At 55.2% G+C, this 14,215-nt stretch carries 13 protein-coding genes, 2 tRNA genes and 1 riboswitch; of the genes, 1 reads left to right on the forward strand and 14 read right to left on the reverse strand.

Features of this window, described 5'->3' with window-relative positions:
• Positions 1–366 precede the first annotated feature (366 nt).
• The 13 genes from AC6I6H_RS05190 to msrA all read right to left on the reverse strand — a co-directional run bounded on the left by AC6I6H_RS05190 (position 367) and on the right by msrA (position 12,130).
• Positions 367–1,275 (reverse strand): GNAT family N-acetyltransferase, encoded by a 909-nt coding sequence (locus AC6I6H_RS05190; protein WP_497952337.1) that lies wholly within the window; start codon positions 1,273–1,275, stop codon positions 367–369.
• Between the two features lie 49 nt (positions 1,276–1,324).
• Positions 1,325–2,128, reverse strand: a complete 804-nt coding sequence (locus AC6I6H_RS05195; RefSeq protein WP_497952339.1) for a CPBP family intramembrane glutamic endopeptidase — start codon at positions 2,126–2,128, stop codon at positions 1,325–1,327.
• A 104-nt stretch (positions 2,129–2,232) separates the two neighbouring features.
• Entirely contained in the window at positions 2,233–3,039 is an 807-nt protein-coding gene (locus AC6I6H_RS05200) for a MerR family transcriptional regulator (RefSeq protein WP_497952342.1), read from the reverse strand.
• An 89-nt stretch (positions 3,040–3,128) separates the two neighbouring features.
• Positions 3,129–3,215, reverse strand: a tRNA-Leu gene (locus AC6I6H_RS05205).
• Between the two features lie 329 nt (positions 3,216–3,544).
• Positions 3,545–3,628, reverse strand: a tRNA-Leu gene (locus tag AC6I6H_RS05210).
• An 83-nt stretch (positions 3,629–3,711) separates the two neighbouring features.
• Entirely contained in the window at positions 3,712–4,863 is a 1,152-nt protein-coding gene (locus AC6I6H_RS05215; protein ID WP_497952346.1) for an amidohydrolase family protein, read from the reverse strand.
• A complete protein-coding gene (locus tag AC6I6H_RS05220) occupies positions 4,853–5,929 on the reverse strand; it encodes an aminotransferase class V-fold PLP-dependent enzyme (RefSeq protein ID WP_497952350.1) in 1,077 nt (358 codons plus the stop codon). The genes AC6I6H_RS05215 and AC6I6H_RS05220 overlap by 11 nt, the downstream gene beginning before the upstream one ends.
• Complete coding sequence (locus AC6I6H_RS05225) at positions 5,916–6,701, reverse strand: ABC transporter ATP-binding protein (RefSeq protein ID WP_497952354.1); 786 nt, start codon at positions 6,699–6,701, stop codon at positions 5,916–5,918. The genes AC6I6H_RS05220 and AC6I6H_RS05225 overlap by 14 nt, the downstream gene beginning before the upstream one ends.
• Positions 6,686–7,459, reverse strand: coding sequence for an ABC transporter ATP-binding protein (locus AC6I6H_RS05230; protein WP_497952356.1), 774 nt, complete (start codon positions 7,457–7,459; stop codon positions 6,686–6,688). Before AC6I6H_RS05230 ends, AC6I6H_RS05225 begins: the two co-directional genes overlap by 16 nt.
• Positions 7,456–8,322 carry an ABC transporter permease gene (locus AC6I6H_RS05235; RefSeq protein WP_497952359.1) on the reverse strand — a complete coding sequence of 289 codons (867 nt, stop codon included), beginning with the start codon at positions 8,320–8,322 and terminating at the stop codon, positions 7,456–7,458. The genes AC6I6H_RS05230 and AC6I6H_RS05235 overlap by 4 nt, the downstream gene beginning before the upstream one ends.
• A complete protein-coding gene (locus AC6I6H_RS05240) occupies positions 8,319–9,248 on the reverse strand; it encodes an ABC transporter permease (RefSeq protein WP_497952616.1) in 930 nt (309 codons plus the stop codon). Before AC6I6H_RS05240 ends, AC6I6H_RS05235 begins: the two co-directional genes overlap by 4 nt.
• A gap of 56 nt (positions 9,249–9,304) precedes the next feature.
• Positions 9,305–10,921: an ABC transporter substrate-binding protein gene (locus tag AC6I6H_RS05245; RefSeq protein WP_497952363.1), complete on the reverse strand. Its 1,617-nt coding sequence runs from the start codon at positions 10,919–10,921 to the stop codon at positions 9,305–9,307.
• Positions 10,922–11,146: 225 nt separating this feature from the next.
• Entirely contained in the window at positions 11,147–12,130 is a 984-nt protein-coding gene (msrA, locus tag AC6I6H_RS05250; RefSeq protein WP_497952368.1) for a peptide-methionine (S)-S-oxide reductase MsrA, read from the reverse strand.
• 169 nt (positions 12,131–12,299) lie between these two features.
• On the opposite strand from msrA, the gene AC6I6H_RS05255 reads away from it, so the two are divergent.
• A complete protein-coding gene (locus AC6I6H_RS05255; RefSeq protein ID WP_497952370.1) occupies positions 12,300–12,776 on the forward strand; it encodes a DUF5680 domain-containing protein in 477 nt (158 codons plus the stop codon).
• A gap of 556 nt (positions 12,777–13,332) precedes the next feature.
• On the opposite strand, the gene AC6I6H_RS05260 is transcribed toward AC6I6H_RS05255, so the two are convergent.
• Positions 13,333–14,028, reverse strand: coding sequence for a CAP domain-containing protein (locus AC6I6H_RS05260; RefSeq protein ID WP_497952374.1), 696 nt, complete (start codon positions 14,026–14,028; stop codon positions 13,333–13,335).
• A 4-nt stretch (positions 14,029–14,032) separates the two neighbouring features.
• Positions 14,033–14,165, reverse strand: a riboswitch (cyclic di-AMP (ydaO/yuaA leader).
• Positions 14,166–14,215: the final 50 nt, after the last annotated feature.

Below are 14,215 nucleotides of genomic sequence, written 5' to 3' on the forward strand. Positions count from 1 at the left end.
TTCCGCACATCCTCCTCCTGAAAAATGCAGCCTATTGCAAATGCACTTATCCATAATCCTCATCGGATAAGTATGAATTGTGCTAGATTTTATCCCAGTATGTTTAGCTTGTCAATGCATCGTCGCACTAAAGCACGTCCTTCCGATTTCCCCGTTTTCCTTATATGTAAATAACAGCTAATACTTTTTCTCATTTTGTTATTATGTTGAAAGGGAATCTGAAAAGATTAAGCATAAAAGTGACAAACTTTCCTTCGATCGGCTCATAATATGTCGATTTATGCAGAAAGTGGCCTTATGACGGCGAAAGGAAATTTTTATTCCGCACAAAAAAACTCTTCCGAAGAAGAGTTGGTTTTGTTTAAGCTAAGCATTTTCTGCGCCGAGTTCAAACCGGTAATTTGCTGCGGCCTCCGTTTGCACAAAGCCTTCCTGAAGATAAAGCGCTTTGGCCCGTTCATTTTCGGCGTTCACGCAAAGCATTGTACGGCCGTAACCCTTCCCGAGGGCAAAATGAAGCATCGCTCTCAGCAGTATTCTTCCGAGGCCTTTTCCCTGATACTCCGGGATCAACGCCAATGGGCCAATATTCAGGATCGGCGCGCCTTCATACTCATCCTCGGCACCCCTGACAATTCCAATGGGGCGGTCCCGATGATAAAAAATCAGCATTCCCCCGTCGATAGAATCATTATTCGCCGCCGTCTTGGCCACCATCTCCGCCGTGATCGGCGTTTGACTGCCTTTTAATTCGGCAAAACCGGCGTTTCGCACGTCGGCCCAGACCTGCTCGTCAACCCCCGGCGAGAATGGAACAAGACGGTAGCCTTCGGGCAGGATGTACGGGGCGGGCGCTTCCCCTTCTCTGACAAGAATGAAGGAATACCGCTCGATTTTAAAATGAAGCTCTTCCACGATTTCTATCAGGTTTTTTTGAACGACAGGCACGAAAATAAAAAAGTGCTTTAGTCCTTCTCCATGCTTCGATAACTTCTCCAACAGACGTTTATAAATCCCCGAATCTTCGAGCTCGGAGTGAAAGATGCGGAAGCGCGCCTCTTTCCCCCGCAGATAGTGAGCATTCTTCATGAGCGAAGCCGCAGCAATAATATCGCCATGCCGGTTTAGGGCAACACAAGTAGGGTTTTCTTCGCCGATTTTAAAATCCCTAAAATCCTCCTCATACAAAAATGAATCGTCTACTTCCGTTCTGTGTTTCCTGCAGTAAGCGAAAAAAGGCTGCAAAAGGTCTTCACGAAGCGCCTGTATGTTCATCTATCCCTTACACCTCTATTCAGATATTATGTAAAGTTGTTCAGCACAGCTATTCAGGATCGTCTATTCCACAATGTCGCTCGCCCTGCTTGGACGTTGGATAACGAACCAGCATGAAAATAATGGCCAGGAGCAGATAGAAGACCGCATATAATTTTATAGAATGCAACACATTGTAGGGTAACAGGTCAAGAAAGAAATTAAAAAGCTGATGCATCAAAATGGGAACAAGCAGGTTGCGGCTCGCGTGATAAAAACGGGAGATCATGACCGACAGAGAGAAAATACAAATCAAAAAGGAAGCGGCGTATTGAAGAAGCTCTATCCCGGAGTATCCGGAAACGAGCCATAATGGCAAATGCCAAAAGCCCCAAACGGCGGAAAGCACGAGTGTTGCTTTCAAGGGACGATAAGTCTCCTGCAAAGCATTTAACAAGTATCCTCTCCACCCCAGCTCTTCTCCAAGCGGCCCTTGAATGAGATGAAAGAAAAACAAGGAGACCAATAGCGGCGGCGACAGCTTGGAGTCTAAAACAGGCTGGTCGGTGGTGAGCCCGGTTACAAGCATAACCCCTGCAAAAATCAACCCTTGAACGGCAACAATGCCAACAATAGCGGATATGGAGATTTTCCCAATAAATTGGCGTTTTAAGTAATGAGAAAACCGGACATTCGGGTACAGCCTGCGATACAAAAAAAGAAACACGAGACTCGGCGTCCAGGACGCAATAATCTGCATGACAGCGGCTGTCTCTTGCGACTTCAGGAGCAGCATCACAGCCCCGATTAGCAGGATAAAGCACCAAAACACAACATAGGTCAGCACGATGTACGTTTTCAAATGACGATTCAATCGGGGAGCCTCCTCGTTTCTTTTTGCCTGACGCATCCAAAAAGAAATCTAAACTATGGGGCAGCCCCCGGGTCAACCGCCACCGGGAAAAAACGCAACCGGTTTTACAGGACTGGAATAAAAATTTCGATAAATACCCTCTCCTTGTTGTCGTGATAGACGATAAGGCGGGTATTGGCAAATGCGGTGCCCGCCAATTTCAGACCCTGTTCTTCCGCCCAGGCCAGGCAGGTTTTGAACAGATTTTCCTTGATTTGATCATTCTCATTTTGATACCGGCCGTCTTCTACAATCGTGTACATACATGTGGAATACTCCAAGTAGCTTCGGTCCGGCTGTTTTTGGTCCGCTTCTATTTTTTTCGCCATGAACATCTTGGTATCAAGGATGCCGGTTTCGTCAAATGTCACCTGCCTCATCATTTTCGTAAGCATATCTTCCTCGGAAAGATTTAGGTTCCCAAGAACAGCCTGATACTCCTCGAAAGCGGCGAAGTCCGAAAACTCATCGTCGACTTCGTAAAGCGGAAAGCTTCGCAACGAATACTGGTTCAAATGCCGGTCCAATTCGAAGCAAAACGTTTTCGTTTCCTTGATTTTTTGCAGCATCCGCTGCTGAAGCCGAATCTGTTCCTCTAGACCGGTCTCTTTTTCTTTCAATAAGCTGATCAAGCCGCCGACTTCGCTTCCCGCCTGGAGCTGCTTGATCTCATGGAGCGACAACCCTCTCTTTTTGTAAAAGTCGGTCGTCAGCAGGGCATAAATGTCCCATTTGTCATATTCCCGGTAGCGGTTGTATTCATTCTGTTCCGGGGCGATAATCCCGATCGTTTCGTAATGCCGAAGCGTGTCACGGGACATCCCCAGCATTTCGGTTACTTGTCCTGTCTTGTAAGTACAAGGTTTCTCCAAAGCGGCCGCCTCTGCTTTCATGGTCCTTGAGGATCTTATTGTTTCGGGTACAAAAAAAACTCTTCCAAGGAAGAGTTGGTTTGTAAGGTTGGTGCGGTCAAGAGGACTTGAACCTCCACGTCATTGCTGACACTAGAACCTGAATCTAGCGCGTCTGCCAATTCCGCCATGACCGCAAGCTCCCGGCTTGCCGTTTAACCCGGCTGCCGAACAACCGAAGATTACTATATCATGGCCGGCAATCCTTTGGCAAGGTGGCGACTGAAAGTTGGAATAGCCCGACAATTCAGGCGATTCTCCCTTCCTTCTGCTCCAGGATTCCTCCCCTTACGACTTGATGGGAATCATCCATGAAGCCTTTGCCCGCATCGGCGGCCGCTATGCGAAATGGCACCAGGCCGGGAAAATCCAGCGGATGCTGTAAACGGACTTGCCAGTAAAGGCAGCCTGCGAAAAAAAGTCCGCTGTTGCCTGAGCAACAGCGGACTTTTCTTTAAATCGCAAGTGCGGTCAAGAGGACTTGAACCTCCACGTCATTGCTGACACTAGAACCTGAATCTAGCGCGTCTGCCAATTCCGCCATGACCGCGTTTCGGGCGCTTTTGAAAACCTTCGTTTTCGCAGCGACAAGATATAGAATATCACACGCCGCAAACGAAGTCAACTATTATTTTAGAAACGTCCAGCCGGCGTTCCCGTCAGCACCGAAACAATGCTTCGCCGCAGGGAGTCGGCATTCGCAGCCTGATACGGATCCGCGTCGAACACAATCGCATCGGCTGTATAGCCTTCCGCTATGCGCCCCAATTCATGCCCGCTTCCCAGTACCGCTGCGGCTGTTTCCGTAGCGGCCCGCCATGCTTCCGCCCGCGTCAACCCGCAATCGCCCAGCGCATCCAGCTCCTGCAGGTTATGGCCGTGAAGCGCCGGAGTGGCGTAATCCGTGCCCAGGCCTATGCGAACCCCCGCGCTTTTGGCGTAACGGATCGCCTTCGGGTGCGCCTCCGCGGCGCGCGCAGCCCGTTCATTTAGTACAGGCGGCAGCGCCAGGACGCTTTTCGGGTCCGCCGCAATGCGGTAAATCGAGACGGTCGGCACAAAGGCGACACCGGCCTCCGCCAATCCGTCCGCCTGTTCCCGGGTCAGATACATCCCGTGCTCGACCGACTCCACCTTGGCCCGGATGCACCAGTCCACCGTCAATCCGCCCCATGTATGAACCATGACCTTTTTCCGGTGCTCGTGCGCGTGCCGGACGATAAATGCAAACTCTTCCTCTGAAAAAACGGGGTCCAGCACACGCTCGGAGGGCGCGCCAAGGCCGCCGGTCGCCATGATTTTGATCCAGCCCGCTCCCGATGCAAAGATGCCGCGCATTCTCCGCTCCAGATGGGCAACGCCGCGCGCGTCTGCGGCCCCGAGCATCTCGCTGCTCGTTTCTACTCGCAGCGGATGCCCATAATGCCGCACAAGATGCTGCGCCGTGTCCGGCGGAAGCCCGCCAGCGTCGCGCGCCGTTGTGACGCCTGTCCGCAGTGTGGCTCCAAAGGCCTGCGCCTGCATGGCCTCGATTTCGCGGCTGTCCCGTTTTAATTGGTCGGCATGGTCGAAATCCGTCCAGGCGAGATGGGTATGCAAATCGATCACGCCGGGGGTCAGCCATAACGCTTTGTCCGGTTGGCCGGACGGATTCTTGCATGGAACCGACTCCCTGACGGAAGCAATGCGGCCTTCGCGAATCACCACATCGAAACGCTTGCCGGCGATGCCTGCCAGGAAAACGCCATGGAGTGCTGTTGGCTCCTGAGGTCCGTTAAGCGTCATACCGGTTCTCCCATATCAAGCCGACGGCTTCCAGAGCGCGGCCGGCGTCCTGCTTCCGCAAACGGGCGAGGGTCGAAATGGCCTCCTCCACGCTTCTTCGTGAAGCGTTCGCACCAAAATGATTGATCCGCAGCAGCTGCCCGTTTAATTCGCCGTCTCCCGGCGCTACGATCCCGATGGGCCGGGCGATGCGCAGGTCGGTCTCCTGCTGCGGGATGCGGACCGTCGTTGTCAGCGTGGAATAACGGGCGGGGTCCTTCTGCCAAGGCGTCAGCCCGAGTGCCTGGAGTCCGGAGACGGCGGAAGCCGCAGCCAGCTCATGACGCCGGATTACTTGATCCAGCCCTTCTTCCTCCACGCGCGTCAACGCCGCAGCAAGGGCTCTCGCCTCCAAAACCGGAATGTTGGGAGGAACCCGCACCGGAGATGCGCTGCCGATCGGGGACGGCTTCAAGTCCAGCAAGGATAAAATGGACTCGCGAGGCGCCTTTTCGTTCGATTCCAGGAACGCCCAGCCGCGCGGCGAAATGCTGACGGCGCTCACGCCGTTCGGGCCTCCGAGCGCTTTCTGGGCGCCGATGGCGGCAAAATCAACGCCCCACTCGTCTACCGGCAGCGCCTCTCCCCCGACCGCCGAAACGGAGTCCATCACGGTGATCAGGTTGAACCGGCGGGCCAGCTCCAGTATTTCTTTGGCCGGATTGGAGCCGCCGGTGACGACCTCCGCCTGGACGAAGGAGATGGCGTCCGGTTGATGCCGCTCCACCGCCTCGGCTACCCTTTCCACTGTCGCCACTTCGTCAAAAGGCACGCGGATCTCCGCTACCGTCGCCCCGCCCCGCTCCAGCCACCTGCCAAACAAGCTCCCGTACGGGCCGGTGACTACATTGACAAAGGTCCGGCCTGGCTTCGAAATGCCCGCCGCCATTGCCTCAATTCCCAGAATCGCCTCCCCCGGAATAATCACCGGCGGATGCTCCGTCTTCAGCAGACCGGACAACAAACGGATCAGCGTTTCGTATTCGGATGATGCAAGCGGCACAAAACCGCGGTCAAATTCGATCATGATGAACCTCCTCCCGGCGGTCGGACACCGGCATCTTGGGTACGGCGGCGAGCAGCTCCCGGCTGTATGCCGCCGATGGCCGGGCAAAAAACCGCTCCTTGCCGCTGACCTCGACCAGTTTGCCCTGCCGCATGACCGCCACCGAATCGCTTACGGCGTGAATAACACCCAGATCGTGTGAAATGAACAGCACGGTCAGAGCAAGCTCTTCCCGCAGCGCTTCAAACAGCTCAAGCACGCTCCGTTGAACCGATACGTCGAGGGCGCTGGTCGGCTCGTCGGCGATCAGCAAACGCGGCTCCACGCTCAAAGCGCGCGCGATGGCGATGCGCTGGCGCTGTCCGCCGGAGAACTCATGCGGGTACCGGTTTAGCGCGCTACCGGGCAAGTGCACGCGCTCCAGCAGCTCGGTGCATCGCTGCTCGACCTTCGAGCGTTCCGCCATTTTATGAAACAATAACGCTTCGGCAAGAATCCGCCGGACGGAATGCCTCGGATTCAGCGAGGCGTCCGGATTTTGAAAGATCATCTGGACGGCCTTCCGCTGCTCCCTGGTCCTCTTCTTCTTCAGCTCTTCCATTCCCAGCACAATATGCCCTTCATCGGGAACGATTAACCCGGCGATTACCCGGGCCAAGGTGGACTTGCCCGAGCCGGATTCCCCGACCAGGCCGAGAACGGTATGCGGCTCCAGCTCAAGCGTCACGTCGTCCAGCGCGGTAAAGCCGCCGTAACGCACCGTCACGTTCTGGACCTTCAGGGCTGCATCCATGTCGGTTCGCCTCCTTCCGGTTCCGGCAAAGGCAGCACGGCATCCATCAAGAGCCGCGTGTAGGGAGTTTGCGGATTTTGCAGAAGGCGCAGGGTTTCGCCCTGCTCCACGATCCGCCCGTCCTTCATGACGCAAAGCGAAGAGCAGAGGTTGGCCGCCAGAGCCAGATTATGCGTGACAAACACCATGGCAAACCCCAGCTCCCGCTGCAGCCGGCCGATCGTATCGATGATTTGCCGCTGCACGGTAACGTCGAGCGCCGTTGTCGGCTCGTCGCAGAGAAGTATGCCCGGCTTGCATGCCAAGGCCATCGCGATGACGACCCGCTGGCATTGGCCGCCCGACAGCTGACCCGGATAGCGGTCCGATTGCCTTAAGGAACCCGGCAGGCCGAGCAGCTCAAGCAGCTCCAGCGCAATCGTCCGGGCAGCCTTCCGTCCGACCTTTTGCCGGTAGAAGACAACTTCGGCAAGCTGCTTCACCACCGGGCAGAGCGGGTCCAGCGAGCCCCTCGGGTCCTGAAAGACCATCGCGCTGCTTGCCCCGCTCTCGATAGTCCCGCCCGTCTGCGCGACCCCGCGGGGAAGCAGGCCGAGAATCGAACGGAGCGTCAGCGATTTGCCGGAGCCCGATTCGCCTACAAGGCCCAGGGTTTCCCCTTTACCCAGCGAAAAACGGACGCCGTCGACCAGTCGTTTCTTTGATTTTGTTTCCAGCGTAAGAGATGCTACGGTCAGAATCGGATTTGCTTCCGTCATTTTCTCCTCCATAAATCCGCCAGTCCGTCGCCCACGAGAGACAGCGCAATGCCCGTGTATACCACCGCAAAGCCCGGAACGGCCGACAGCCACCAGGCCGTCGTGATAAAGGGCTGCCCGTCCGAAATCATCGTTCCCCAATCCGGAGTCGGCGGGGCGATGCCGATGCCGAGGTAGCCGAGCGTCACGATGGCCACCAGCAGCGCGACCATATCCGTCATGAGAACCACCACCGCCTGGGGCAGCACATTCGGCAGAATATGACGCATAAGAATCCGGATGCCCGGCAGGCCGAGCGTCTGGGCCGAAGCCACCCATTCCTGCTTGCGCAGCGAAGCGGTCAGCCCCCGCGTCACGCGGGCGAAAACAATCCAGCCCACCAGCATGAAGGTGATGTAAATCCCCCGTTGACCGGCGCCGCTCGCAAAGGCCACGATAATGACGATCAGGTAAAAAGGAAAAGCGATCAGCGTATCCGTAACGAGCGAAATCACTTTGTCGAGCCACCCGCCGTAATACCCCGCCAGCATGCCAAGCAGGACGCCGGTGCAAAAAGGGACGATTTCGGCCAGCACCATGATCGTCAGATCGGTCCGCGCGGCATAGATCAATCGCGTAAACAAATCACGCCCCAATTGATCCGTTCCCAGCCAATGCTCGGCGGACGGGGGCTGCAGAAACGCGCTCAGATTTTGCCCGGTCGGCGAGTACGGGCTGAGGAACGGGATGAACACCGCCAGGACAATCAGCACGGCAAACATCAGACCGCCCGCCGCCAACGACGGGGTGCTCCAAATCCGGCGTCCAAGGCCCGTCCTCGTATCTTCTCCCTGCGATTGAAAGTCAAGCTCCGTTTGGTTCATGGTTTCCCTTTCGTTCTGGGGTCCAGCCGCCAGGATACGATCTCGATCAAAAGGCTGATGAGGACGACCGCCACCGCGCAATAAAGCGCGATCCCCTGAATCACCGGAAAATCCCGGTTTGAGATGGATGTAAACAGCAAGCTGCCGATTCCTTTGATGCCAAAAACCTGTTCGACGACAAGCGTGCCCCCGACCATATAAGACAGATTGACGCCAAACAGCATGAAAGCGGGAAGTGCCGCGTTGCGGAGCACATGCTTGAACATAATGACCCGGCCCGGTATACCGGCCGCCTTCAGCGTGACGACAAAATCGGATTCCAGCACCTCCAGCATCTGCGCTCTTAACGAACGAACCAGGGCCGGAATCTGCGAACAAGCGACGGCAACCGCCGGGAGCGTCAGGCTGTACAGCATGCCGGTCCAGCCTTCACCCACGCCGCCCACGGGAAACCAGTGAAGCCGCACGCCAAACAACAGAATGAAAAGCAGGCCGATCCAGAAGAGCGGCATGCCTTGGCTGATGGTGGGAATGATGCGAATGATGTGATCGGCCAGCTTGTCCTTGCGCGAAGCCGCAAGCCCGGCCAACAGCATGGCGGCGGCGACAGCCAGAACGCTTGACATCCCGATCAGAAGCAGGGTGACCGGCGCCCGTTCCGCAATTAGCTCCCTGGCGGAAGCTCCCGATACGATCGAATTGCCCGTGTCCCCTTGAGTGAAAAGCGTTTTAACAAACCGGAGAAACTGCTCCCCGACCGGTAGGTCCAGACCGAGCGTATGATGCATCTTCTCGACGGCCTCCGGCGTGCTGTATTCGCCCAAAATCATTTTGGCGGGATCGCCGGGCACGATCCGGATCATAAAAAACACGGCGGTCATCACGCAAACGATCACCAGCGCCGCCCGCCCGAGAGCGGGAGCCATCCATGCCAATGCGGATGTCCCGCCCCTCTCTCTTTTCAACCTTGGCCTGGGCTTTATCATTTCTTCTGAACGTCTTCAAACCGGATGCTGCCGTTCGGCAATACCGTAAGTCCGTCGACGTTGGCACGAACGCCTTTCAGAATTTCCGGGTAATAAAGCGGAACATACGGCACTTCGTCGGCAAGGGTTTGCAGCAGCTTCGCGTAAATGGCCCCGCGCGCCTCGCCATCCGGCGTTTTTTGGCCTTCGCGCAGAAGCTTTGTCACTTCCTCGTTGGTGTAATGCGTCCAATAGGATTTGCTGAAGCCGTCCGGGTCGGTTTGGAAAGCGATGATCGAGTTCGCTTCGGGAGCGTCTGCTTGCCCGCTGTTCAGCATCGCCGAGTAATCGTAGGCGAAAAAGCGTTCCCGGAAGGCGGCCAGCTCGATCGATTCGATTTCAATGTTGATCCCGAGCTCTTTGCCTGCCGCTTGAATAATTTGCGCTTCCTGGGCCCTCGTGCTGTTCCCCGAAGCGATCAGCAGCTTGGTCGAAAAGCCGTTCGGAAAGGCGGATTTCGCCAGCTCCGCTTTGGCCGCGCCGAGATCAAAGTTCAGCGGTTTGACCGTGTCGTTGGAATGATAGGGAATTGCGGTCGGCAGCAGGGAGTTTGCGGTCTGCGCGTAGCCGAAGGTAAGGGCCTTGGTCAAGCCTTCGCGGTCAATCGCCAGCGCCAACGCGCGGCGCACATGAACATCGGAAAAATGCTTATCCAGCGTATTGAAGAACAGCTGCTCGGTTACCCAGCTGCCGTTCGTCGCCACGGTGGTGTCGGGGCCCTGCTTGATTTCGTTGGCGTTTTGCAGTGCCAGGGATTCAACCCCGTCCACTTCTCCGGCCTTGAGCTGATTAATGGCCTGGCTGTCGTCCTGAATCAGCTTGTAGACCAGCTTGTCGAGATAAGGCTTCCCTTCCTGCCAGTAATGCGGATTTTTGGCGAAGGTCAAATCGCCTGCCGGGTCCCAGCTTTCCACGGTAAAAGGCCCGGTGCCAACCGGATTTTTAAAGAATTCCTCTTCGGTTGCGCCGCCGAAGTTATTCGGAAGGATGCCGTTGGAGAAGTTGGACAGCTCGGCAATAAACGGCGTGTAAGGCTCTTCCAGCGTAATGACGAGCGTTTTGGCGTCCTGTGCCTTGACCTCCTTGACCTTGGCTGCAATGGCCAGCGGCCCCCCGACCTCCAGATGGCGCTTCAGCGAGAAAACGGCGTCCTCCGCGGTGACATCCGTTCCGTTGGAAAACTTCAAGCCGTCGCGGAGCACAAACGTGTAGGTCAATCCATCTTCACTGATGCTGTGCGAGTCCGCCAGCCAGTCGACAATTTCGCCCTTGCTGTCGAACGCCACAATCGGTTCGAATACCTTGTCGATGGCAAAGGCATTATTGGCCGTAATCTGGTTATGTAAATCTAATGAGGTGACGGAAGCGGGCCGTCCGTAAACAAATGTGCCTCCGGTTGCCGGCTTTTCCGGCACCGCACTCTGATTTGTGTCCGAATTCGCGGTTGCCTGCGGGCTCTTGGCGGTTCCGGCTTCATTTCCGGCTCCCGAGCATGCGGCCAAAAACGCCGTCAGGAACACGGCCATTGCGCTGATCCAAACCAACCTTTTTCTTGTAGCAACGGACTTTCCCATCCCTGCTCCCCCTTGTCGGATAAATCCGATGATTTTAGTATGAAAAGTATTATGGAGAAGCTTCTTCTTTTTGTCAAACAAAAAATCTTTTGCTCGAAAAAGCCGGAAACTTATTCAACCAGAGCAGGAAATAATATCGCTTCATGTCCTCTCATAAGGAAATGCCCGCAATCCGCCGAAGCTCGGCGTGCGGGCTTGCCAATCAAAAGCCTTATCTTTCCCTGTTTATTCGAATAACGAACGGTATTCCCCGTAGCCTTCCTCTTCCAGCTTTTCTTTCGGAATGAAGCGGAGCGCCGCCGAATTGATGCAGTAGCGAAGCCCGCCTTTGTCCCGCGGCCCGTCGTCAAACACATGGCCGAGGTGAGAATCGGCTTTCGTGCTGCGAACCTCCGTACGGACCATGAAATGGCTGTAATCGCCCTTCTCCTTTACGCTCGCCTTTTGGATCGGCTTGGTGAAGCTGGGCCAGCCGCAGCCGGAATCGTATTTGTCCGTCGAGCTGAAGAGCGGCTCCCCCGATACGATATCCACGTAGATGCCTTCCCCATGGAAATCATGGAATTCATTGTGGAACGCCGGCTCCGTCGCATTGTTTTGCGTGACTTCGTATTGGAGCGGCGTGAGGCGCGCTTTTAGCTCCTCCGGGTTCTTTTCGAAGCTCCAGTGTTCCTCCAAGAACTTGTCCCGCCCTGAGCCTTTGCGGTACTGCTTGTAGTGGGCCGGGTTTTTCTTGTGGAAGTCCTGGTGATACTCCTCCGCCGGATAAAAAGTCGCCGCCGGCACAATCGGCGTCACAACCTCCTGGTCGAAGCGGTTGCTCTCGTTCAGGCGGCGTTTGGATTCCTCCGCAATTTTGCGCTGTTCCTCGCTGTGATAAAAGATGGCGGTCCGGTACGAATCCCCCCGGTCGCAGAATTGCCCGTCCAGATCGGTCGGGTCGATCTGTTGCCAGAACACTTCCACCAGCTTGTCATAAGGAAACACAGCCGGATCGAACGTAATTTGAACCGCTTCCGTATGCCCCGTCGTACCGGAGCATACTTCCTTGTAGGTCGGATTTTCCGTGCGGCCGCCGGTATAGCCGGAAACGACCGAAACAATGCCCGGCTGCTCCTCGAAGGGGCTGACCATACACCAGAAGCAGCCGCCTGCAAAGGTCGCTTTTTCATATTGAGTGCCGTTGTCCGGCGTAAGCTGTTCGTTCATTTGAAAACCTCCGATGTGCAATGATGGATTCAAGCAGAGTATACCATTCGCCGGGCGTGTGCTCAAATCGTCGAAGGCTTGCCGCCCTTTAAAATAGGTCTGTGCTTTCTTCCGACAAAGTGCTAGAATCGAACGGAACGTATGTTTGCTTAAGGAGAGAGTATCCCTTATGACAATGGATCTTAATGCGGTTCGTGCCTTTTTGGCGGAAGCGAAACGGAATACCTATGCGGCACAAGGCGACGAAGCCAGCGTGACGCCGCTGGTGCCGGAATCCAGGCAGCTGGAGTTCCGCGACGGTGTGTTTTTGTACCGGGACATCTACTTTGGCATAGTCTTCTTCGCCGGACAGGAAACGGTTTTGTTCGAAGAACGGCCGGTCTGGTCGATGGTTTATGCCGGCGGCGTGGCGGAGGAGGTCCAGGAATCGGAAGCCGTTAAAGCGGTCTATGCGTTCCTGCGTCAGGCCCTCCGGAAAGCGGATACCCGGCATCTGTACCGGGGACCGGACACTTTTGAATCAGGCGGGTATCTGTACCGGAATGAACCGTCGGGTTCCTGGGAACGTTTTTTCGGACAGGAAACCATCTATGCGGGGACACGGAAAGTGTACGAGCTTACGTACAGCGGCGGACTGCTTTTGTAACGTGTTAGCCCCACGTTTACAGGGAACAGCAAAAAACGCCAGGCCGCATACGCGGTTCTGGCGTTTTTTTTACTTTGTATATGTTCTTCGTTAAAAAGCTTCCAGTACCGCAGACAAGACCTTTGACGTCTCGGCCAAAGGGCGTTGCAGCCGAATGCCCGCATCCGGAGGCCTTCCGATCGCAGGGCCGTTAAGGAGATGCAAAAAAGCAACTAATTTTATTGTAATCGCTATAATTCACTCGAATAGATGCCTGGAAGCAACTATTTCTTCCGTTTACTCCGAATATCGCTTCTTTCACGGGAAATAAGTGCGTAGAGGATACTATTTCGCAATAGAACCAAAAGTCACTGGAAATAAGGATCGTATTGCACCTATTAGCGTCGTCCGTCTCCGGTTATGCGTCGGCTCGATCTTCTCAGCCGCCGTTTTCTCAGCCTGGAAAACAATTGCAGGACGAATTTTGAGTCAAACCGCGCCGGAATGTCCAAAAGAGAATAACCGTCGTGGATGAGGTCTTCATCCGTTCATTAAGTTCGGGCCGGAACGAAGCGCGTCAGCCCGTAAATTCTTGCACCCAAACGCCGTTGTAGTAGGCAACGCCGATTTTGGTATAGTTGGCGCTCAAAATGTTCTTTTTGTGGCCGGCGCTGTTCATCCAGGCCGTCATAACCTCTTGCGGCGTCCGTTGGCCTTTGGCGATGTTTTCGCCGGCATAGGAATACGAAATGCTGTAACGGTTCATCATATCAAACGGAGACCCGTAAGTCGGGGACGTATGATCAAAGTAGTTGTTGGCATACATATCTTTTGCTTTGTCCAGCGCCATATTCGACAGCGCCTTGTCCAGAACCAGCGGCTTCAGGCCGGCTGCGGCGCGCTCTTTGTTTACGATGTTAAATACCTGCTCGGCATATTCGGATACACTGGCCGCCGGAGTTGAAGCTGCCGGTGTTTTCGGCGCCGTCGCTGCCGGAGCGGCAGGCTTTTTCGCCGGTGCAGCTACCGTTTTGGCGGGAAGCTGGATTTTCATCCCCTGCCAAATCAGGTTCGGATTCGTGAGGCTAGGGTTCGCTTTGATTAAAGCTTGCAGCGTCACGTTGTTCTTAACCGAGATTTTCCAAAGGGTATCGTTCTGCTGAACGGTGTAAGAGGCGGCATCCGCGGTTCCGGTTCCAAGCAGAGGTGCGGCAAGCAGGGAGCCGGCCAAAACCGCTTTGAACCAACCGTTTTTAAACATGGTGCGTTTCATGAAGACACTCTCCTTAGGCGGCCTGCGAGGTTAGCTGACGGGTTCGGAAAGAGGAGTCCTCCCGACCGGAATGATCCGGTTTCACCCCAATAATGGTTTCCCCACGCCCTGGTCAAGGGCTTCGGCCAAGATAGGTGGTCCGACCGCCTATCATTCTAGCATATGTTTTGCCGATAGATAACTAGAA

It is taken from the genome of Gorillibacterium sp. sgz306347, from assembly GCF_059735245.1.

Bases quoted from the DNA above. Each gene is read 5' to 3' on its own strand.
- AC6I6H_RS05260 (WP_497952374.1), bottom strand. From the start codon at position 14,028: ATGAAACGCACCATGTTTAAAAACGGTTGGTTCAAAGCGGTTTTGGCC.
- AC6I6H_RS05255 (WP_497952370.1), top strand. From the start codon at position 12,300: ATGACAATGGATCTTAATGCGGTTCGTGCCTTTTTGGCGGAAGCGAAA.
- AC6I6H_RS05240 (WP_497952616.1), bottom strand. From the start codon at position 9,248: ATGGCTCCCGCTCTCGGGCGGGCGGCGCTGGTGATCGTTTGCGTGATG.
- AC6I6H_RS05215 (WP_497952346.1), bottom strand. From the start codon at position 4,863: ATGACGCTTAACGGACCTCAGGAGCCAACAGCACTCCATGGCGTTTTC.
- AC6I6H_RS05235 (WP_497952359.1), bottom strand. From the start codon at position 8,322: ATGAACCAAACGGAGCTTGACTTTCAATCGCAGGGAGAAGATACGAGG.
- AC6I6H_RS05220 (WP_497952350.1), bottom strand. From the start codon at position 5,929: ATGATCGAATTTGACCGCGGTTTTGTGCCGCTTGCATCATCCGAATAC.
- AC6I6H_RS05225 (WP_497952354.1), bottom strand. From the start codon at position 6,701: ATGGATGCAGCCCTGAAGGTCCAGAACGTGACGGTGCGTTACGGCGGC.
- AC6I6H_RS05190 (WP_497952337.1), bottom strand. From the start codon at position 1,275: ATGAACATACAGGCGCTTCGTGAAGACCTTTTGCAGCCTTTTTTCGCT.
- msrA (WP_497952368.1), bottom strand. From the start codon at position 12,130: ATGAACGAACAGCTTACGCCGGACAACGGCACTCAATATGAAAAAGCG.
- AC6I6H_RS05245 (WP_497952363.1), bottom strand. From the start codon at position 10,921: ATGGGAAAGTCCGTTGCTACAAGAAAAAGGTTGGTTTGGATCAGCGCA.
- AC6I6H_RS05230 (WP_497952356.1), bottom strand. From the start codon at position 7,459: ATGACGGAAGCAAATCCGATTCTGACCGTAGCATCTCTTACGCTGGAA.